This is a genomic window from Actinoplanes sp. NPDC049598, assembly GCF_040675435.1.
Classification (GTDB): Bacteria; Actinomycetota; Actinomycetes; order Mycobacteriales; family Micromonosporaceae; genus Actinoplanes.
The window spans coordinates 157778-178947 of the sequence record NZ_JBFAOX010000018.1 but is presented as its reverse complement, the minus strand read 5'-3'; the positions used below and the strand labels follow the sequence as shown (position 1 = coordinate 178947).

The 21170-nt window shown below is 71.5% G+C and carries 13 protein-coding genes; 7 read left to right on the top strand and 6 right to left on the bottom strand.

Translation table 11 applies throughout. The features are described from left to right. The first annotated feature begins 366 nt into the window (after nucleotides 1–366). The 5 genes from AB0J66_RS34185 (at nucleotide 367) to AB0J66_RS34165 (ending at nucleotide 5902) form a co-directional block, all read left to right on the top strand. Entirely contained in the window at nucleotides 367–1113 is a 747-nt protein-coding gene (locus AB0J66_RS34185; protein WP_364669650.1) for a methyltransferase domain-containing protein, read from the top strand. Between the two features lie 404 nt (nucleotides 1114–1517). Beyond that, nucleotides 1518–2717 carry an alkaline phosphatase family protein gene (locus AB0J66_RS34180; protein ID WP_364669648.1) on the top strand — a complete coding sequence of 400 codons (1200 nt, stop codon included), beginning with the start codon at nucleotides 1518–1520 and terminating at the stop codon, nucleotides 2715–2717. A 186-nt stretch (nucleotides 2718–2903) separates the two neighbouring features. Further along, nucleotides 2904–4199, top strand: a complete 1296-nt coding sequence (gene dinB / locus AB0J66_RS34175) for a DNA polymerase IV (protein WP_364669645.1) — start codon at nucleotides 2904–2906, stop codon at nucleotides 4197–4199. 116 nt (nucleotides 4200–4315) lie between these two features. Further along, complete coding sequence (locus AB0J66_RS34170; RefSeq protein WP_364669642.1) at nucleotides 4316–4702, top strand: DUF3040 domain-containing protein; 387 nt, start codon at nucleotides 4316–4318, stop codon at nucleotides 4700–4702. Between the two features lie 192 nt (nucleotides 4703–4894). Further along, entirely contained in the window at nucleotides 4895–5902 is a 1008-nt protein-coding gene (locus AB0J66_RS34165) for an HAD family hydrolase (protein ID WP_364669640.1), read from the top strand. A gap of 717 nt (nucleotides 5903–6619) precedes the next feature. Here AB0J66_RS34165 and AB0J66_RS34160 read toward each other — a convergent pair. Genes AB0J66_RS34160 through AB0J66_RS34150 form a run of 3 tightly spaced genes read right to left on the bottom strand, consistent with a single transcriptional unit; the run spans nucleotide 6620 to nucleotide 11414 of the window. Continuing rightward, a complete protein-coding gene (locus AB0J66_RS34160) occupies nucleotides 6620–9067 on the bottom strand; it encodes a DUF3488 and transglutaminase-like domain-containing protein (protein ID WP_364669637.1) in 2448 nt (815 codons plus the stop codon). Beyond that, nucleotides 9064–10362, bottom strand: a complete 1299-nt coding sequence (locus AB0J66_RS34155; RefSeq protein WP_364669634.1) for a DUF58 domain-containing protein — start codon at nucleotides 10360–10362, stop codon at nucleotides 9064–9066. Before AB0J66_RS34155 ends, AB0J66_RS34160 begins: the two co-directional genes overlap by 4 nt. 2 nt (nucleotides 10363–10364) lie before the next feature. Further along, on the bottom strand, nucleotides 10365–11414 hold the full coding sequence (locus AB0J66_RS34150) for a MoxR family ATPase (RefSeq protein ID WP_364669632.1): 1050 nt from the start codon (nucleotides 11412–11414) through the stop codon (nucleotides 10365–10367). 282 nt (nucleotides 11415–11696) lie between these two features. Here AB0J66_RS34150 and AB0J66_RS34145 point away from each other — a divergent pair, with 282 nt between their 5' ends. Both AB0J66_RS34145 and leuS read left to right on the top strand, forming a co-directional pair. Next, the gene (locus tag AB0J66_RS34145; RefSeq protein WP_364669629.1) at nucleotides 11697–14552 is read left to right on the top strand and encodes a M36 family metallopeptidase; all 2856 of its coding nucleotides are present in this window, start codon (nucleotides 11697–11699) and stop codon (nucleotides 14550–14552) included. 199 nt (nucleotides 14553–14751) lie between these two features. Then, nucleotides 14752–17550 carry a leucine--tRNA ligase gene (gene leuS, locus AB0J66_RS34140; protein WP_364669626.1) on the top strand — a complete coding sequence of 933 codons (2799 nt, stop codon included), beginning with the start codon at nucleotides 14752–14754 and terminating at the stop codon, nucleotides 17548–17550. 589 nt (nucleotides 17551–18139) lie between these two features. Here leuS and AB0J66_RS34135 read toward each other — a convergent pair. The 3 genes from AB0J66_RS34135 to AB0J66_RS34125 are packed head-to-tail and all read right to left on the bottom strand — an operon-like array spanning nucleotide 18140 to nucleotide 20839. Continuing rightward, nucleotides 18140–18877 (bottom strand): VTT domain-containing protein, encoded by a 738-nt coding sequence (locus tag AB0J66_RS34135; RefSeq protein WP_364669623.1) that lies wholly within the window; start codon nucleotides 18875–18877, stop codon nucleotides 18140–18142. Nucleotides 18878–18918: 41 nt separating this feature from the next. Next, a complete protein-coding gene (locus AB0J66_RS34130) occupies nucleotides 18919–19629 on the bottom strand; it encodes a glutamine amidotransferase (protein ID WP_364669621.1) in 711 nt (236 codons plus the stop codon). Beyond that, nucleotides 19619–20839: a MurT ligase domain-containing protein gene (locus AB0J66_RS34125; protein ID WP_364669729.1), complete on the bottom strand. Its 1221-nt coding sequence runs from the start codon at nucleotides 20837–20839 to the stop codon at nucleotides 19619–19621. The genes AB0J66_RS34130 and AB0J66_RS34125 overlap by 11 nt, the downstream gene beginning before the upstream one ends. Nucleotides 20840–21170 lie beyond the last annotated feature (331 nt).

Here is a 21170-nt window from a genome sequence, read left to right as displayed (position 1 = left end):
CCCGCCTTCGCCGCGCCACCCGCGCGCTGTCCGAGTGCGACGGCGGCAGCGAGGAGGTGGCCGATCGGGGTCCTGGGCTTGGTCGTCGGCTGAGGCTTGCCAGCCGCCCTGCGACGTCCGACGCGGGCCGGCCAGTTGGCGGGGTCGGGGCTGGTCGGCCTCCCGGAGGTGGGTGACCCGGCCAGGTGGCTGAGACGGGGTCGCGCTGCTAGCCCTGCGCGGTGGCCCGGCTCCAGGTGGTCGGCTGGGGTGGGCTGCGCCGGTGGGTCTGCGGTGGGTGGCCGAGGTGGGGTTGTCGGCGGGGGTGGCGCCGCGCGCGTTGCCCCGTGAGCTGCTGGGGGCTGGGTGGGCCGTTACGCTGCGCGTGTGGAAATCGCATCGACGCGTACCGCCCGACCGCTTGTGACTGCCCGGACTGCCGCTGTCTGGGCGGTGCTGCGACGGGAGTTGGAGCGGAACGCCGGCCGCGAGCTGACCGTGATCGACGTCGGCGGCGGGACTGGTGGGTTCGCCGTGCCGCTGGCCGAGGCGGGCCACACCGTGACCGTGGTCGACGCCAGCCCGGACGCGCTGGCCGCGCTGACCCGCCGCGCGGCCGACGCCGGTGTGGCCGGGCGGGTGCGGGCCGTCCAGGGTGACGGCGACGCGCTGGCCGGCCTGGTCGAGGCGGGCAGCGCCGACCTCATCCTCTGCCACGCCGTCCTCGAGGTCGTGGACGACCCGGCCACCGTGGTCAGCGCCATCGCCGCCGCGCTGCGCCCGGGCGGAGCGGTGAGCCTGCTGGTCGCGAGCAAGGCCGCGGCCATCCTGGGCCGGGCGATCAACGGCCACCTGAGCTCGGCCGCGGCGGTCGCGGCCGACCCCGACGGCCGGGCCGGCACCCGCGATACTCTGCGCCGCCGCTTCGACGCCGAGGGCGCCGAGTCCCTGCTGCGCTCGGCGGGCCTCGAGCCGGAGCTCACCCATGGCGTCCGGGTCCTGGCCGACCTGCTGCCGGCCGCCGTCGTCGAGGAGGACCCGCAGGGCCTGCTCGCGCTCGAGCTGGAGCTCTCCGCCCAGCCGCCGTTCCGCGACATCGCCTCCCAACTGCACGTCTTCGCCCGCCGCCCGTAGCGCACCCACCGCGCATCGCCCATAGCTTGGAACCGTCGCCCGTCGCTGCGCATCACCGGTAACTCGAAGCCAGTCACCCGTCGCCCGTAGCGGATTTCCATCCGCCGCCGGCAGCCAGCCTCTTCATCCGTCGCCCGCAGCCGTAAACCCCTCCGCCTTCGTAGCTGTAACTCCCCATCCGCCGCCCGTAGCTGGGAAACCCTTCATTTGCCGTCTGAAGTTCCGGCCCCTTCATCCGCCGCCCGGAGCTTCGACCACTCATCCGCCGCGTGTAGCTCGAACCCTTGATCCGCCGCTCGTGGCGCTCAACTCTTCGGGAGTCGTCTGTGGCCTCGCCGTCGTCAGATTCGCTGCCTTCGCGTCAGGTGCTCACCGGGCAGATCCCGCCGGACACTCAGCCCGCCATGACCGGGCCGCTCGTCGTGCCCGACGACGGCCTCCTGGCGCCGGCGTTCGCGGCGGTTCGGCCGGCGTACGGGAGCGGGAGCCTGGCCGACGTGCTGCCCAGCGCCTGCGCGGTTCTCGGGGTGCCGGGCGCGTCGGACTCGCTTGGGCTGCGCCGGCACCTGGACGGCGTCGAGCGGATCGCCGTGCTGCTCGTCGACGGTCTCGGGGCGTACCAGCTGCCGACCGCGGCCGCGTACGCCCCGGTGTTGACTGATCTGGCCGCCGGGGCCGGCGGTCATGCGGGGACCTTGATCACCGGCTTCCCCTCCACGACACCGGTCAGCCTGGTCACCGTGGGCACGGGGGTGCCGCCGGGGGCGCACGGGGTGCTCGGCTTCACCACCCGGCAGCCCGACGGGCGGGTGCTCAACCATGTCCACTGGACCGATGACCCGGACCCCGGGAGCTGGCAGCCGGTGCCGACCGGCTTCGAGACGGCGGCCGCGGCCGGGGTGGCGGTCACCCAGGTCGTCCGGCCCGAGTTCGAGGGCAGCGGCCTGACCGTCGCGGCCTACCGGGGTGCGGCCTTCCGCAGCGCCTCGACGGGCGCCGAGCTGGCTGCCGGGATGCTGGCGGCGCTTTCGGCGGGGGACGGCCCGGCCCTGGTCTACGGGTATCACCCCGATCTCGACAAAACGGGCCATCTTTACGGGGTGGACTCCCATTACTGGCGACTGGCCGCCCACGGGGTCGATGACCTTCTTGATCGCCTGGTCCACGACCTGCCGCCACGGTCCGCTCTGCTGGTCATCGCCGACCACGGTCAGCTGAACGTGCCGGCGGTGGCTCGCCACGACATGGCGGACCAGCCGGAACTGGCCGAGGGAGTGGTGGCAGTGGCGGGTGAGCCGCGCGTTCGGTACCTCCACACGGCCCCCGGCGCCGTCTCCGACGTGATCGCCGCCTGGAAGTCGGTCATGGGCGACAGTGCCTGGGTCATGACCCGTGACGAGATCATCGACGATGGGTGGTTCGGCCCCGTGCCGGCCGGGCACCGCTCCCGCATCGGGGACGTGGTCGTCGTCTGCCTGGACCGGGTCGTGGCGCTGGCCGGCGGCTGGGAGCCGCCGCCGGTCGGGCGGCTGATCGCTTACCACGGGTCGGTCACGGCCACCGAGATGACCGTCCCGCTGCTGATCGCCCGCGCCGGCGCTTGACGACTGGGGGCGGCGGTCGCTCCACGCCTGTCGGAGCCAGCGCCACGCCCTGCGTACCAACATGATCACGATCGATCCTTCCCTCGGCTTTCGGTGTGGCCTCTCTTCTACTCGGCCCCTCCGACACTTTTCGGCCGCGTGATCCACTCGCCGATTTTTGTCAGGGGGTGGGGCTAGCCTCGCGGCGTGGGACGTAGCCAGGCGGTGCCGAGGGGGCGTGACCCGCGCTTCGGGCCCGACGCCGACGACGCGGGGTGCACGATTCTGCACGTCGACATGGACGCCTTCTTCGCCTCCGTCGCCGTGCGGGCCGACCCCTCTTTGCGGGGCAAGCCGGTGGTCGTCGGCGGCGTCGGCCCGCGCGGCGTCGTGAGCTCGGCCAGCTATGAGGCGCGGCGGTTCGGCGTCCGCAGCGCCATGCCCACCGCTCGGGCCCGTGCGCTCTGCCCTCGCGCCATCTACCTGCCGGTCGACGGCCCGGCGATCGCCGAGGCGTCACGCGCCGTGATGGCGATCTTCCGGGACGTGACGCCCCTGGTCGAGCCGCTCTCGTCCGACGAGGCCTTCCTCGACGTGGCCGGAGCTCAGCGACTGCTCGGCCGGCCGGCCGAGATCGCCCGGCTGATCCGCCGGCGGATGCTCGAGGAGCAGCAGCTCACCTGCTCGGTCGGGGTGGCCTCGACGAAATTCGTGGCCAAGCTCGGCTCCACCCGGGCCAAGCCCGACGGCATGCTCGTCGTCCCGAGTGATCTCGTCCTCGACTTCCTGCACCCGTTGCCGGTCGACGCCCTGTGGGGCGTGGGGGAGCGGGCGGCCGAGACGCTGCGCCGGCTCGGACTTTCCACGGTCGGCGAGATCGCCCACGCGCCGATCGGCATGCTCCGCGGCGCGCTCGGCGACGCCTCCGCCACCCACCTGCACGAGCTCTCCTGGGGGCGTGACCCGCGCGGCGTGACCCCGGAGCGCGAGGAGAAGTCGATCGGCGCCGAGATGACGTTCGACACCGACATCGCCGACCCGCTCCTGATCCGGAGCAGCCTGCTCGCCCTCTCCGAGAAGGTCGGCGCCCGCCTGCGGGCGAGCGGCCACGTCGGCCGGACGATCGCGATCAAGGTGCGGCTGGCTGACTTCCGTACGGTCAACCGATCTCGGACGGTGCACACGAGCACCGATGTGGCACGTGAGATTTTCGAGACGGTTTGGAATTTGTTCACGGCCCTCGGTGCACGTGACCACATTCGTCTGGTCGGCGTCAGGGTCGAGGGGCTGACCGCCGCCGCGACCACATCACGGCAGCTCAGCCTGGGGGAACCGGAGCGCGGCTGGCGCGAGGCGGAGGCCGCGACCGACGCGGTGATCGCCCGGTTCGGCCGGGCCAGCGTCGGTCCGGCCAGTCTTTTGGGACAAAGCGATCTTCGCCGAACCGAAAATCACCCGCACTCGACGGTCGTCCCGCTTTCCGACCCGCCAACCCCCTCGTAGACTCGCTAGGTAAGGCAGCCGACGGCTGTCCCGTGCCACTTACCTTTGTGTGATCCGACTTCACCCGAGAAGTCGGCTGAGCAGTCTTCAAACCACTGCGCCCGGGGAGGAATGCCGTGCCGCTCTCGGAGCACGAGCAGCGGCTGTTCGATCAGATCGAGCGGTCGCTTGCCGAGGACCCCAAATTCGCCTCGGCTGTGCGGGCCAGCGACCCGCGTTTCCACGCACGGCGCCGGCTGCTCATCGCCGCGTTCGTGATCATTCTGGGCCTTGCCCTGGTCGTCTACGGGACGGTCAGCAGCAACACGCCGCTCGGCGTGGCCGGCTTCGTCGTCATGCTCAGCTCGGCGGCCTTCGCGATGCAGTCCCGTCGCAAGGGCGCGGCCCCTGACCTTCATGCCGTGGGCGGCACAGCCACCCGCCGTACCCGGCAGACCCGCAAGTCGGGCTTCCTGGACCGGCTGGAGGACCGCTGGCGCCAGCGGCCCGAAGGCCACCGCTGACGACCACAACCGCATAGTGTGCCGACCGGCTCCGCCGGCCGGCATCCAGACCAAGCCGCGCGCCTGGCGCGACGGCGAGGTTCCGAGCCGGTGCCCGCAGCACCGGCCGGCGCGAGATGGCGGCCTAAGGCCGCCATTTGCCGTTTCCCGCGTACGCCCGCGGGCATGCGAAGATTCGGTGTGCTTGAGGCTGTGATTTTCGATCTCGACGACACGCTCGTCGACCAGGAGACGGCCTCCCGGGCCGCGGTGATCAGCTGGGCCGCCGAACTCGGTCTCGGCGAGGCGATGATTCCCGGGCCGCGTGGCGGCGCGACGGCGGTTCCCGGTCGGACCGCGCGTCCGGGCGCCGGTGGTGCGCCGATTTCCGGGTGGGACGCGGGTCCAGGTGCTGATGGGGCGGCAGTTTCCGTACGGGTCGAGGGTCTGGGCGCGAGTGGGGCGGAGGTTCCCGGATCGGACACGGAGCTGGGTGATGGTCGCGAGGTGCGGCTCCCAGCGCTGCGTGGGGCGGAGGTCGCTGAGACGGACGCCGAGCCAGGCCGGGACGGGGCGGTCAACCTGGGGCACGGTGGCGGTGCGGCGGACGCCGAGCCGGGCCGGGACGGGGCGGTCGTCCTGGGGCGGGGTGGCGGCGCGGCGGAGATTGCCGAGCGGTGGGCTCGGGTGTCGGAGCGGCACTACGCGCGGTATCAGCGGCGGGAGATCAGCTTTGCCGAGCAGCGGCGGGAGCGGGTGCGGGAGTTCCTCGGCCGTGCGCTGAGCGAGCGGGAGGCGGACGATCTTTTCGCGGGTTATCTGGAGCAGTACGAGGCCGGGTGGGTCGTGTTCGACGATGCCGTTCCCGCGCTGCGGCGGGCGAGGGCGGCGGGGTTGACGGTCGCCGTGCTGACCAACGGTGAGGAGAGCCAGCAAGTGCGCAAGGTCGATCGGGTCGGCCTGGCCGAGGAGATCGACATGCTGGTCGCCTCGTCGACGCTGCCGGCGGGCAAGCCCGACCCGCGCGCCTTCCGGCACACCGTCGAGCGTCTCAAGGTCGACGTCGGGCGCGCCCTGATGATCGGTGACTCTTTCGAGAAGGATGTGGCCGGTGCTCAGGCCGCCGGTCTGCCGGCCATCCTGCTCGACCGGGAGGACGCCCATGTCGGCATCGAGGTGCCGCGGATCCGCTCGCTGCACGAACTGACCTTCGCCAGCTGAGACCGACCGTGCCGGTGGCGATGCCCAGGCCGGCTCAAAGGGGGTTGGCTCGGGAGGTCGCGGTCGCGGGTCGCGGGCGTCAGGGTGGAGGCGGTTCGTAAGGACCGTGCCGTGCAAGTGGCGGCGGCGAGGGCAGGCGAGAGGCCGGTGCGCGGCCATGACGGCTTAGGGGCCACAAGGGGTTAAAGGCAACGGGGACTGAGGGACCGCGGGGGCTGAGCGGCCGCGAGGGCTGGGTGGCCATGGTGGCTGGGTGGCTACGGGGGCTGGGCGGCCACGGGGGCTGGGCGGCTGCGGGGGCTGGGCGGCTGCGGAGGGCAGAGCGGCCACGGGGGCTGAGGACCGCGGGGGCTGAGGACCACAGAGGGCTGAGGGACCACGGTTCAGGGGTCAAGACTCGGCTCAGAGGCCACGGGCGGCTTTGCGGCCGCAGGGGCTTAGAGGGTCGTGACGGCTGAGCGGCTACGAGGGCTTAGCGGCCGCGGGGGCTTGGAGGTCGTGATGGCTGAGCGGCCATGAGGGCTGAGCAGCCACGGGGCTTAGGGGCTCAGGGGCTCAGGGGTCACGAGCTTGAGGGTCATGACGGCTCGGGCGTTTGGTGGCCGGGGGAGGTGGGGTGGGCGTGGGTGCATCTGGCGTGGCGGTGGGGTGCCACAAAGGACAAAAAGAAGCCGCCGTCCTGGGAGGGGCGGCGGCTTCTCTTTTGTGGACCTGAGGTCAGCGGCTCCGGTGGCTCAGGAGCCGGCGGGGGCTGAAGCGGGACAGGACGTCGCGGGAGCGGCTGCCGGCGCCGACCAGTTTGGCTGAGGACTCGGCGAGGCCGAGGCGCCAGCGCATCAGGACCGACGGGGGGAGGACGGCCGCGGTGAAGCGGGTGCGGCGTGTGGCGGAGCGGGCCAGGCCCTTGCGGACCTGGGTCAGGGCCGTGGTCAGCTCGGCGCCCTGCATGGGCTTACGGGCGTACCGGGCCTTCTCCTCGGCCGTGCCCAGCAGGGTGGCGCCGGACGCCGACTCGTCGATGAGGACGGCGTCGTTGATGAGGCGCTGGGCGGTGACGCGGGGGGTCTCCGTGGGGTCCAAGGGCACCCGGTAGTCGACCATCGTGTCGAGCAGTTCGTCCCACGCGGCGTGGGCGTCCTCTCTGGCCTTGGCGTTTTCCGCCGTGACGACCACGTCGGGGCGGCCCGCCTGGGCCTCCGTCAGGGCTGTCACCCGGGGCACGGTCGCCGCGTAGCGGTGGCGGCGGACCAGGACCCGGCGCAGGGCGGGAACCAGGAGCAGGGCCAGAACCAGGGCGATCAGGCCGGCGATGAGCAGCGACGGGCCCAGGTTGCTGGTCTCGCCGGTGTCGGTTGAGCTGCTGAGGCCGGGCTCGTTCAGGTCGGGGCGGTCGGGGCGGTCGATGCCGCCGGCCGGGCCGGACGCCTCGGCGCCCGGGGCCGCCGCGGTCGCCGAGGACGACGCCGCCGGGGCCGGGAGCTCCGTGTCGGGGGCCCAGTCGGAGCGGGCGGCGCCGCGGACGCCGGCCGACGGGGTCGCGTCGAACGGGATCCAGCCGAAGCCCTGCAGGTAGACCTCGGTCCAGGCGTGCGCGTTCTTGTTCGTGATGACGTACGTGTTGCCCTCGCGGCTGTCACCGCGGGTGAACCCGAACGCCACCCGGGCCGGGATGCCGGCCTCGCGGGCCATCCAGGCCAGCGCGGCCGCGTACTGCTGGCAGTAGCCGACCTTGTTCTGCAGGAACGCCGCGATCTCCGTGCTGTTGTTCGCCGTCTGCGTCGACAGGCTGTAGGTGAAGCCGTTCTTCGACGAGAAGTAGTCGTACAGCGCGCGGATCTTGTCGTACTCGGTGGTCTTGCCGGCGGTGAGCCGGTTGACCAGCCCGGCCACCGTCGCGTCCTCGGGGTGGGCCGTGTTGAGCCGGACGATCGGGTCGTCCGGGGCGAGCGGCTCGGCCTGGCGCAGCTCGGCCGGCGTGTACCGGGCCCGCACGTAGTTGAATTTGTACTCCAGCTTCTTGGTGGAGTTGCGGTTGGAGTACACGACCTGCTGGTTGTTGTCGTAGAACCAGCCGCGCTCGAGGCCGTCGACCGAGGTCGTGTTCTGGTAGACCGGCAGCATGCCCTGGTTGAGCTTGTCGCTGACCTTCACGTCGGCCGTGAACTGCTGGTAGCTGCCGCCCGCGTTGCCGGTGCGGGGGTCGGGCAGGCCGGCCGCCACGGCCGAGCCGCTGGGCGAGCGGCTGCCGAAGCCCAGGTTGGTCAGCTGGTCGGCCACGCCGAAGCGCAGGTAGAACGGGGTGGTCTCGTTGGTCGTGAGCTCGACCAGGTCGACCGTCTCGCTCTGGGTCAGGTTGCCGCTGAGCGAGGCGAACAGGTTGATCCGCCCGCCTCCGCCGCCGGTGCCCGTGCCGTTGCCGGCCCCGCTGCCGTTCTGGGTGAGCTGGGAGAGCAGGCCGCCGGTGATCGTCGGGACGACCAGCGGCAGCAGCACCGCGGCGGCCACGCCGACCGCGCCCAGGCGGCGCCCGGCGGCGGCGAGCGGGGACGGCTCCCACACGTCGACGTCGCGGCCGTCACCGGTGAAGCGGCGGCCGAACCGGCGTACCCGGTCGATGTTGTCGGAGACCAGCAGCCACAGGAAGCCGATGGCGCCGATGATGAACGGCAGCACCGGCACGCTGTCGATGTAGACCGCGACCGGCACCGAGTAGATGGCCAGCATCGGCAGGCCGGCCAGGGCCGGCCGGCGCACCACGACGGTCAGCAGGTCGACCGCGATCGCCACCGACCCGATGCCGAGCACCGTGACGAAGAGCAGGCCGTCGCGGTCGGGCACCGGCACCGCGTACGAGCGGGTGTCCTGGCCGGCCTGGGTGAACAGGTCGGCGAAGTGGCCGAAGGTGGACGGCGTGGGGACCAGGAACTCGTGGCCGCTGGGGAACATCCAGGTGAGCATCAGCAGCAGCACCACGATCATGCTGAGCGTCTGGGCCCACGTGGGGAACCGCAGCGACCGCGCGGCGAACGCCGCGCCGGCGATGAAGCCCACCACGAGCAGGCACATCATCAGCCATTTCCACGTGTCGAAGATCGACGAGATCGGCGCGGCGGCGAGCAGCGTCGCCCCGGCCGCGACGAGCCCCAGTCGGCGGGGGCCGGTCATCGGATGATTCCTCCTACTGTCTCGGCCATCGCGGCCCGCCAGGCGAAGCCGCTGGACCCACGGGCCGCGGCCGGCCACAGCTGCGGCAGCGTCGAGCCGTGCACGACCGGCACGGAGCGCCAGCCGCTCTGCACGAGGGCCAGCGCCGCGGCGGCGTGCTCGCTGTCGGCCTCCTGGCGCTCGCCCGGGCTCAGGTTGACCCAGGTCGAGCTGTCGATGGCGAAGCCGATGCAGGTGGCGCCGTTGCCGCGCAGCCCGGCCAGCAATTCGGCCTCGGGCACGGTGAGCGAGCCGAAGATGCCGATCACCAGCCCGCCGTCGGAGCGGCGGCGGACCTGCTCGACCAGGATCGAGATGTCGCCGTTCTGCGCGGTCTTGACGTCGGCCAGGGTGTCCAGGATCACGCCCTCGCCGGCCACCTCGGCCGCGTCGATGTCGATGCCGGAGCCGGTCACGAGCCGCAGCTTGTAGCCGGCCTGGCGCAGGTGCATGCAGATGCTGGCGGCGGCCGAGACGGCCCACTCGAAGCTCGCCGTCGGGCCCTCGCCGCGGTGGGCGAAGACCCGGGTGTCGAGCACGACCGTGGCCCGGCTCTCCCAGGGCTGCTCCTCGCGGCGCACCATGAGCTCGCCCGTGCGGGCCGTGGAGCGCCAGTGCACCCGGCGCAGGTCGTCGCCGCGCCTGTACTCCCGGGTGGCCGCGTCGTCCTCGCCGTGCACCGCCACCGACCGCGCGCGACTGTCACCCGTGCCCGCGTACTCCCCGGCCAGGCGGACCGTCGGAAGAGTGACCACCTGGGGGATCACGATGAGCTTGTCGATGCTCGGGAACGAGCGGGTCAGCTCGCACAGGCCGAACGGGTCGGTGAGCCGGATGACCAGCGGGCCGATGGGGTATCGGCCGCGCACGTCGGCCCGGACCGTGTACGCCACCGAGCTGGCCTGGTGGGCGCCGAGGCGTTCCAGCACCACCCGCGGCCGGCTGCCCAGCGCGTACGGCAGCCTGTCCTCCAGCAGCAGGGTGCCGGTGGGCAGGCGGGACATGTTCTGCAGGCGCAGGATCACCCGGGCGCTGGAGCCGACCGGGGTGCGGCCGGGGTCCAGCGACCGGGTGCAGGCCAGTTTGTAGCGGCTGCGGCCCACGTACGCGGCGGCGAGCAGCGGCAGCGCCGCGAGCAGCACGGCCACCCGCAGCAGGTCACGCTCGCCGAGGATGATCGCGGAGATGCCCGCCGCGGCGGCCGCCGCCAGGAACGAGCGTCCGCGGGTGGTGAGCCCGCGCAGGGCCTCCCGCATGATCAGCGCCCCCGCGGCTCGTACTGAGCGCCGGTGCCGCCGGTGTTGCGGGTGTCGTACGGCGAGCGGTTGCGGTCGTGCGGCAACGGCAGCCGGTGCACGATCTCGGCCACGATGGCGTCGGTGGTGCGCCGGTTGAGCTGCGCGTCCGCGGTCGGGATGAGCCGGTGCGCGATGACCGGCACGGCCAGCGCCTGCAGGTCGTCGGGGAGCACGTAGTCACGGCCCTCGAGCGCGGCGAACGCCTTGGCCGTGCGCAGCAGCTGCAGCGTCGACCGGGGGGAGGCGCCGAGGCGGATCTCCGGGGCCTCCCGGGTCGCGGTGACCAGGGCGATCGCGTACTGCTGGACGGCGTCGGCCGCGTGCACGTCGCGCACGGTGGCGATCAGCCGGCGGACCAGCGCGGCGTCGGCCACCGCGCGCAGGTCGCTGAGCGGGTCGTGCGCGCCGTGGCCGCCGAGCATGGCCAGCTCGGCCCGCGGGTCGGGGTAGCCCATCGCGATGCGGGCGGTGAACCGGTCGCGCTGCGCCTCGGGGAGGGGGTAGGTGCCCTCCATCTCGATCGGGTTCTGGGTGGCGATCACCATGAACGGCGACTGCAGCTCGTACGTCGTGCCGTCGACCGTGACCTGGCGCTCCTCCATGCACTCGAGGAGGGCCGACTGGGTCTTGGGCGACGCCCGGTTGATCTCGTCGCCGACCACCAGGTTGGCGAAGACGGCGCCCGGCTTGAACTCGAAGTCGCGCGTCTCCTGGTTGTAGACGCTGACCCCGGTCACGTCGCTGGGCAGCAGGTCGGGGGTGAACTGGATGCGGCGTACCGAACAGTCGATGGAGCGGGCCAGGGCCTTGGCGAGCTTGGTCTTGCCCACCCCCGGCACGTCCTCGATCAACAGGTGGCCCTCGGCCAGCAGAACCGCCAGTGCCAGCCGCACCGTCGCGCTCTTGCCCTCGATGACCTGCTCGATGTTGGCCATGATGGCTGTCGTCGCGGCGCGGAAGTCATCGCTGGACAGCGGTCCTCCGGGCTCGTCCCAGGTCGGGGTTGTCACGGGCCTCCTCCATGGTCATATGCGCGCCCCATCGTTCGTCGCCGGGGCGAAAGTGCAGCGAAAGCTGAAGCGATGCAGCCCGCCCACACAGGTTAGCCCGATCACAGCAACTCGCCGAGGACGGTCACTTGATCAATTCGACAACCGTCAACCGGACATGCATATCGGATAGGTAAAGAATCAGACATCGCTCTAGTTATATTTGCCGATCGGCAAGAGCATCAGCCATCGATGGGCCAGTCTCTGGCCCGGTCGAGAGGGGCTGAATTGAGAGCGTTATCCGTGCCATCCGCAACCAAGCGGGTGGGAGCGGCCGCCGCCGGAGTCGCCCTGCTGGCAGCACTGCTGCCGGCACAGGCACAAGCAGCGCCGCTACCCGGCGCCGTCTCCGGGGCTACCGACAGCAAGCAGCAGCGGCGAGCCGATTACGACAGCCGCGACAATCTGGTCGCCGCGGCCGAGGCCGCCAAGACCCCGGCGCTGAGCCGCGCGCTCGTCGCGACGCCGCCCGCTGCCGCGGTGAACACCCTGCGCAACTCCCTGGGTGTCCAGGGCATCGTCGACATCGACCGCGCGACCGGCACCCCGCGCCGGGTCGCCAAGCTCGACGGCTTCCTGACCGGCCCGAGCAAGAAGAAGCCGGCCAAGATCGCCTTCGACTACATCGCCGCCCACCCCGACGTCTTCGGCCTCACCGCGGCCGACCTGGCCACGCTCGTGTTGCGCCAGGACTACGTCGACGTCGAGGGCACCCACCACCTCAGCTGGGTCCAGGTGGCCGACGGCGTGCCGGTCTTCGGCAACGGCCTCAAGGCCCACGTGACCAAGGACGGCCGCCTCGTGCAGGTCGACGGCTCGCCGCTCAAGGCGCTGCCGCCGTCCGCCGGCGCCGCCAAGCTGTCCGCGGCCGGCGCCCGCGCCGCGGCCGTCAAGGACGTCTTCGGCACCTCCACCGCCAAGGCCACCAAGACCGCCTCCGGCGTCACCACGTTCAGCGACAACGGCAACGCCAAGCTGGTCTGGTTCCAGACCGCCAGCGGCGTACGCCTCGCGTGGCAGACGATCGTCGTCGACGAGGGCTACGTGCACGTCGTCGACGCGGCCAGCGGCGAGGTCCTCTACCGCCACAGCACCATCGCCAACGACACCGCCTCGGCGTGGACCAACTACCCGGGCGCGCCCAAGGGCGGCACCCAGCAGAAGGTCGACCTGACGGCCAAGGGCTGGCTGCCGAACAACGCGCGGCAGCTGTCCGGCAACGTCGCCCACGTCTACAGCGACGTCAACGACAACGACCTGCCCGACGCCAGCGAGGAGGTCGGCCCGTCCGGCATCCGGAGCTGGAACTACCCGTTCGTCGACTTCAACGACGAGGTGGGCGGGCTCTGCTCCGACGCGTACCCCTGCTCCTGGGACCCCGAGACGCCGAACTCGTGGCAGGTCAACCGCAAGCAGAACGCGGTGCAGCTGTTCACGTTCCTCGGCACCTTCCACGACCACCTCAAGTCGTCGCCGATCGGCTTCACCCGGGCGGCCGGCAACTTCGAGGCCCAGGACGGCGACGCCGTGCAGGGCCAGGCCATGGACGGCGCGAACACCGCCGACGGCCTGCCCGACGGCGCGCACACCGACAACGCCAACATGAACACCCCGCCCGACGGCATCCCGCCGGTCATGCAGATGTACCTGCTGACCCCGGGCCCGGGATCGGTCGCCGCCAACACCGGCGACGAGGCCGACGTGGTGTTCCACGAGTACACCCACGGCCTGTCGAACCGCCTCGTGGTCGATGCGGCCGGCAACTCGACGCTGAGCCAGGTCCAGGGCGGCTCCATGGGTGAGGCCTGGAGCGACTGGTACGCCTCGGACTACATCTTCAGCAAGGGCCTCGAGAAGGACGTCCCCAACAAGCCGGGCGACGTGCTGATCGGCAAGTACTGGACGGCCGGCAGCACCATCCGCACCGAGGCGCTGGACTGCACCGTCGGCGCCTCCGCCACCGTCTGCCCGGGCACGCCCGGCGCCGGCCCCGGCGGCTACACCTACGGCGACTTCGGCAAGATCTACGCCGGTGGCCCCGAGGTGCACGCGGACGGCGAGATCTGGGCGCAGACCCTGTGGGACCTGCGCACCGCGATCGGCAGCAAGGCCTCGCAGTCGATCGTGACGCGGGCCATGGAGCTCAGCCCGTCCAACCCGTCCTTCCTGGACATGCGCAACTCGATCCTCGCCGCCGACCTGGTCGTCAACAAGGGCAAGAACGCCAAGACGATCTGGAAGGTCTTCGCCAAGCGGGGCATGGGCTACTTCGCCGCCGCCGTCGACGGCGACGACGCGCAGCCGGTCGAGGACTTCTCGACGCCGCCGTCGGCCAGCACCCCGCGGGGCACGCTGACCGGCAAGGTGACCGACTCGGACACCAAGGCCGCGGTCGGCGGACTGACCGTCGCCTTCGGCGGTCACGCCTCCGGCTTCGCCGGTGACTACCGGGCCACCACGGCCGCGGACGGCACCTACAAGATCTCCGGCATCATCCCGGGCACGTACGCCAAGGTGTACGCGCGCGGCGCCGGTTACGACATCGTCGTCAAGACGCTGTCGATCAACTCGGGCACCAAGACCGAGAACTGGTCGGTCCGCAAGGACTGGGCGGCCTCCTCGGGCGGCGCCTCGATCGTCAGCGCGACCGGGCCGGACTACACCCCGTACGGCTGTGGCCCGGCGCAGTTGATCGACCAGTCGCAGATCTCCGGCTGGGGCTCGGACGTCGCGGCCGGCGGCCAGAACGCCGTGATCCGCCTCTCCGGCGCCGTGAACGTCTCCGAGCTGGTCATCAACCCGTCGGCCACCTGTGGCGACGACGTCACGGCCTCGACCGGTGGCTACCGCGTCGAGACCTCGAAGGACGGCACGACCTGGGCGGTCGCCGCGAGCGGCACCTTCCCGGCCGGCACCGTCACGCCCACCACGGTCGCGCTGGCCGCGGGCACCGGCACGGGCATCTCCTTCGTCCGGTACACGATGCTGACCACGCAGGGCCAGGACGCCGGGCTCTGCCCCGCCGGCCAGCCCCCGGCGTACAGCGGCTGTGTGTTCCAGGACTCCACCGAGCTGGCGGTCTACGGACCGGCTGCTTAAGGCATGAGTAATACCGGTCGCCGTCGCGAGACGGCGACCGGTATTATGCAAGGCATGGCTCGGCGTTTCCTGCTTCTTAGCCAGCCGTGCTGCCGCCGCTAGACCCGGCCAGCACGGCGACCCCTCCTGCGTGAGGGGTTTTTTTGTGCCCTTGACAAAGTGCAGACCCGCCGACGACGACGAGAAGACGGATGCCGAGATGAGCGAGTCAGAGACCCCGCGGTTCCGCTACACGGCCGCGATGGCCAACGAGATCGAACCGCGCTGGCAGGCCTACTGGGCCGAGCACGGGACCTTCCACGCGCCCAACCCCACCGGTGACCTGGCCGACCCCGGCCACCCCCGGCACGGCGCGCCCAAGCTGCACGTCCAGGACATGTTCCCGTACCCGTCCGGGTCGGGCCTGCACGTCGGTCACCCGCTCGGCTACATCGGCACCGACAGCTACACCCGGTACAAGCGGCAGGCCGGCTTCAACGTGCTGCACCCGATGGGCTTCGACGCGTTCGGCCTGCCCGCCGAGCAGTACGCGGTGCAGACCGGCACCCACCCGGCGACCACGACCGCGGCCAACATCGAGCGGTACCGCGGGCAGCTGCGCCGGCTGGGCCTGGCCTACGACGAGCGGCGCACGTTCGCCACCACCGACCCGGACTACTACCGCTGGACGCAGTGGATCTTCCTGCAGGTCTTCAACTCGTGGTTCGACCCTGAGCTGCGCAAGGCTCGCCCGATCGAGACCCTGGTCGCCGCGTTCGAGTCGGGCGAGAAGCAGACGCCCGGCACGCCGTGGGCCGAGCTGTCCCCGGTCGAGCGGCGCAAGCTGATCGACGACCACCGCCTGGCCTATGTCAGCGAGGCCCCGGTCAACTGGTGCCCGGGCCTGGGCACGGTGCTGGCCAACGAGGAGGTCACGCCGGAGGGGCGCAGCGAGCGCGGCAACTTCCCGGTCTTCCAGCGCAACCTGAAGCAGTGGATGATGCGGATCACCGCCTACGGTGACCGGCTGGTCGAGGACCTGGACACGCTGGACTGGCCCGAGCCGGTCAAGCTGATGCAGCGCAACTGGATCGGCCGCTCGAACGGCGCGCACGTCGACTTCCCGGTCGGTGACGACATCATCACCGTCTTCACCACGCGCCCCGACACCCTGTTCGGCGCCACCTACATGGTCCTGGCGCCGGAGCACGAGCTGGTCGATCGCATCACGCCGACCGCCTGGCCAAATCCGACAAATCCGAAATGGACGGCCGGCAGCGCGACGCCGGCCGAAGCAGTCGCGGCCTATCGGGCACAAGCGGCCGCCAAAACCGACGAAGAGCGCACCGAGTCCAAGGACAAGACGGGCGTCTTCACGGGCGCGTTCGCGACCAACCCGGTCAACGGCGCCAAGATCCCGGTCTTCATCGCCGACTACGTCCTGGCCGGCTACGGCACCGGCGCGATCATGGCGGTCCCGGGCCAGGACGAGCGCGACTGGCAGTTCGCCGAGGTCTTCGAGCTGCCGATCATCCGTACCGTCGCCGCTCCGGACGGTTTCGAAGGCGCCTTCACCGGCGACGGGCCGGCCGTCAACAGCGACTGGCTGGACGGCAAGGGCGTCACCGAGGCCAAGGCCGCGATGATCGCCTGGCTGGAGCAGCACGGTCACGGCCGTGGGGCCACCACCTACCGCCTGCGCGACTGGCTGTTCAGCCGGCAGCGCTACTGGGGCGAGCCGTTCCCGATCGTCTACGACGAGACCGGCCTGCCGGTCGCGCTGCCCGAGTCGATGCTGCCGGTCGTGCTGCCCGACGTCGACGACTTCTCGCCGCGCACCTTCGACCCGGAGGACGCCGACAGCGAGCCCGAGACCCCGCTGTCCCGCAAGAAGGACTGGGTCAACGTCGAGCTGGACCTGGGCGACGGCCTGAAGACGTACACCCGCGAGACCAACACCATGCCGCAGTGGGCCGGCTCCTGCTGGTACGAGCTGCGCTACCTGGACCCGCGCAACGACAAGGCGCTGGCCGATCCGGACAACGAGGCGTACTGGATGGGCCCGCGCAAGGACGGCGACTGCGGCGGCGTCGACCTGTACGTCGGCGGCGTCGAGCACGCGGTGCTGCACCTGCTGTACGCCCGCTTCTGGCACAAGGTGCTGTACGACCTGGGCCACGTGTCCTCGTTCGAGCCGTTCCGCCGGCTGTTCAACCAGGGCTACATCCAGGCCTACGCCTACCAGGACGAGCGCGGCTTCTACGTGCCGGCCGAGGAGGTCGTCGAGCGCGACGGCAAGTACTACTACGACGACAAGGAAGTCACCCGCAGCTACGGCAAGATGGGCAAGTCGCTGAAGAACGTCGTCACCCCCGACGAGATGTGCGACCAGTACGGCGCCGACACGTTCCGGGTGTACGAGATGGCGATGGGCCCGCTGGATGTCTCCCGCCCGTGGGAGACGAGGGCGGTGGTCGGTTCCCAGCGCTTCCTGCAGCGAGTGTGGCGCCTGGTCGTCGACGAGGAGACCGGCGCCGTCCGCACCACCGACAACCCGCTGGACCCGAAGACCCGCAAGCATCTGCACCGCACCATCGCCGGCGTCCGCGAGGACCTGGACGAGCTGCGCTTCAACACGGCGATCGCCAAGCTGATCGAGCTGACGAACACGCTGACCCCGCTGCCCGAGGCCTCCCGCGAGGCCGTCGAGCCGCTGGTGCTGATGCTGTCCCCGTTCGCGCCGCACCTGGCCGAGGAGCTGTGGGGCAAGCTGGGCCACGAGGGCACGCTGGCCTACGCCGACTTCCCGGTGGCCGACCCGGCCCAACTGAAAGCCGAGTCGATCACCTACCCGGTCCAGGTCAACGGCAAGGTCAAGGCCCGCGTGTCGGTCACCCCGGAAACGCCCGAGGCCGAGATCCGGGCCGAGGCCCTGGCCGCGGTCGCCGACGCCCTGTCCGGCCGCGACCCGAAGAAGGTCATCGTCGTCCCCGGCCGCCTGGTCAGCGTCGTCGTCTGATCAAGGACCAACCGCGGAGGTACGCCTCCACGGACTCACAACAGCACTGAGGCCGCACCCGCTCGTCGGGCGCGGCCTTCGTGCTTCCCGGGGCCGCAGCGCGCCTTTCGCGTGTAGTCGTGGTCACCGCGCGGCCCGCGCGGTGGAGGCGGGGGGTTGGGCCGGGCGCGCGGGGTGAGGGCTGCGATGGGCGGCGGTTGGGCCGGGCGCGCGGGGTGAGGCTGCGCTGGGCGGGGTTGGGCCGGGCGCGCGGGGTGAGGGCTGCGCTGGGCGGGGTTCGGCCGGGTGCGCGGGTGGGTGCTGCGCTGGGCGGGGTTCGGCCGGGCGCGCGGGTGAGGCCTGCGCGGGGTGAGGGCTGCGCTGGGCGGGGTTCGGCCGGGCGCGCGGGTGCGGGCTGCCTGGGTGAGCGCTGCGCTGGGCGGGGGCTGCGCTGGGTGGGGATCGGGCTGGAAGGCCCGGGATGGGCCATGCAATCGCGCGGAAGGCGCGCTGCGGCCCGGGGAAAGCAGAAAGGCCGCGCCCGGCGGAGCGGGAGCGGCCTTAGTGCGGTTGTGAGGGTGCCGAAGCGTACCTCCGGCGGGGTTGACTCTCAGGCGGTGGCCACGGCGGCGGCGGACTTCTTCGCGGAGCGCTTCCACCAGACGACGATGCCGGTGGTGAGCAGGAAGCCGATGGCGGCGGGGGCGAAGGAGAGCACGCTCATCTCGCCCGGCTGGGTGACGGCGGCGCCGATCGTCGCGTAGGAGATGGCGGACGGGATGGCGGCCAGGGTGGTGCCGAGCAGGTAGCGCTTGCGACAGACGCTGGTGGTGCCGTAGGCGTAGCCGACCAGGCCGAACGGGGCCAGCGGGAGGAAGCGGACCAGCAGCACGGCGGAGAGGCCGCGCTTGTTGAGCCAGCCGTCGAGCTTGTGGAGCTTGCTGCCCAGCTTGCCGCCGGCGCGGGCCTCGAGGGCGCCGCGGCCGACCCAGCGGCCCGCGTAGTAGGTGACGGCGGCGGCGATGACCGCGGCGGCCAGGGCGGTCGCCGCGCCCGTGGTGGCACCCAGGAGGGCGCCACAGGCCACGGTGATCGCGGTGCGGGGGACGAGGACCGAGAGGAGCAGGCCGCCGACCACCGCGATGATGGCGGCGGCGATCGGGCCGAGCTTGGCGATGCCGTCGGCGATGTCCTGGATCGGCAGCACGGCCGCGGCGACCGCGATGGCGGCGATGACCAGGCCGAGGATGCCGAACCGGACGAGCCGGCGGCGCCAGCCCAGGGACTGAGGGGCCTGAGGGTCCGCGGAGGCGATGGCGCCCGGCGGGGCGATCAGGATGTCAGTCATGCAGTCGTCCGTCCCAGTGTCTCGTCGGTCAAAACGTGTCGTCAGGCTCCGGCTGCCGCCAGTCGTTCGCCCCGGAGCCGCTCGGCCCAGGTGTCGTCGACCGGGGCAAGACTATCCGCGCCGATGGCCCAGCGCAGTAGCAGATCGGCTATAGCTGGGTTGCGGGCCAGCGCCGGGCCGTGCGAGTAGGTGCCCAGAATCTTCCCTGCCCAGGCTCCCTCGGTTTGGCCGTCATTGCCAATGCCGGCCGTCACCCGGGCCAGCGGGGCGGCGCCCGGCCCCAGGTGGGTACGGCCGCCGTGATTTTCGAAACCACTCAGCGGAGGCAGCCCCAGCCGCGGGTCGATGTCGCCGCGGATCTCGCCCACGGCGCGCGTCTCACCCCGGTCGGAGTGCAGGTCGAGAAGCCCGAGACCCGGGCATTTCGCTCCCTTGGCAAAGAACGAGTGACCGAAGAGCTGGTAACCGGCGCAGATGGCCAGCACCGCCGCGCCCTGGTTGACGGCCCGGTGCACGCCGCCGTCGTTGATCAGCCGCTGGGCCGCCAGGGCCTGCGGGCCGTCCTCGCCGCCGCCGATCAGGTAGATGTCGGCGGTGGTGGGCATCGGCTGGTCGGAGCGGACCGAGTACGTCTCGACCGGGATGCCGCGCATCGCGGCCCGGCGGGCCAGGATCAGCAGATTGCCGCGGTCGCCGTAGGTGGAGAGCAGGTCCGGATAGATCCAGACGATGCGCAAAGCCTCAGTTGACACGGTCCAACTCCGCTCGGATGTCCTGGAACGCCGTGTAGTTGGCGATCACCTCGAGGCGGCCGGGGGGCACGATCCGGACCGCCTCCTCGAAACTCAACACGTGCTGGAAGGGCACACCGTTCACTTCCAGCCGAACTGCCAGGTCGTAGGCCCGCTCACCGGTGATCAGGACCGGCCGGCCGTACAGCGGCGCGAAGTCGACGTCGTACAGCCAGGAGGTGTCGAAGCCGTCGGGGTCACGCGCGTTGATGGAGAGCAGGGTCGGCGCCTGATCGGCCATGTCGAACGCCTCGAGCCAGCTGGCCGGGTTCTTGGCCAGCAGCAGCCGGATGTTGCGGCCGTCCCGCTCGACCTGCGCGTACCGCCCGGCGATGGAGGTGACGGTGGAGAGCCGGGGGAGCGCCTCGATCGGGCGCACGCCGAACTCGGCCGCCACGGCCAGCGCGGTGGCCGCGTTGCCGAGGTTGACCGTGCCCGGCAGCTGCAGCTTGACCAGGTGCCAGTCGCCGCGCGGGTCGACCACGCCCTCGTCCTCGACGCGCCACTGCGGTATCGGCCGGCGCAGCGGGCAGCCGGTGCACCACCAGTCGCCGTTCTCCCGCTCGATCGGGTCGCCGCTCTCCGGGCAGACCCACGAGTCGTCCTGCCAGCGCTGGCCGGCGCTGAACCAGGTCACCTTCTGCGAGCCGTAGGCGGCCCAGACCACCATCGGGTCGTCGGCGTTGGCGACCACGTTCACATCCGGGTGGCCGGCCAGGGTGGTGCGCCACAGCTGCGCCATCATCGCCACCTCCTTGGCCCGGTCGAGCTGGTCGCGGGAGAGGTTGAGCAGGGCCACCACCCGCGGCTTGGTCTCGTCGATGACCCGGGGCAGGTAGTGCTCGTCCACCTCCAGCACCGCGAACGGGGTCTGACCGGCCTTGGCCAGGGCCGACGTGTGCCCGGTGGGCATGTTGGCCCCGAAGGAGTTGGTCGCGACCGGGCCGAGCACGCCGAGCGCGGCCGCCGCCAGCCGCGTCGTGGTGGTCTTGCCGTTGGTTCCCGAGACGAGCGCGATCGCGCGTCCGGTGGCCAAGTGGCTCAGCAGCTCAGGGTCGATCTTGAGGCCGATCCAGCCTCCGATGACCGAGCCGTCGCCGCGTCCCGCGGCCCTGGAGAGCGCCGCCGCCGTCTTCGACACGGAGGTCGCGACCTTGGCCCGCAGGGGCATCTTCCCGTCCGTCACGGCGACGAGGGTACCGGAACCGCCTGTTACGTCGAGTTGTCGCCGGTCCCCCTCCGTCCGGCATCCGACTCGGCCGTTCGGGGGAGCGGGTTTTGCCCGGTGAGGAAGGTTTGAACCGCGGAAGAGTGAATACGGAAAGGCCGTCACCCGGCCGGTGACGAGGAATTATGTGTTCTGTTTCACCCGTAACCTTCAACAAAATGTATTTGCCCCAGCACGATCCGTGCTGGCAAAAGTTACGCGGCGGTCACAAATCGGACAGGGGTCCGTGTGCCAACTACTCTCGGTCACTGAGCCGCTTCCGCCGCCCGGGACG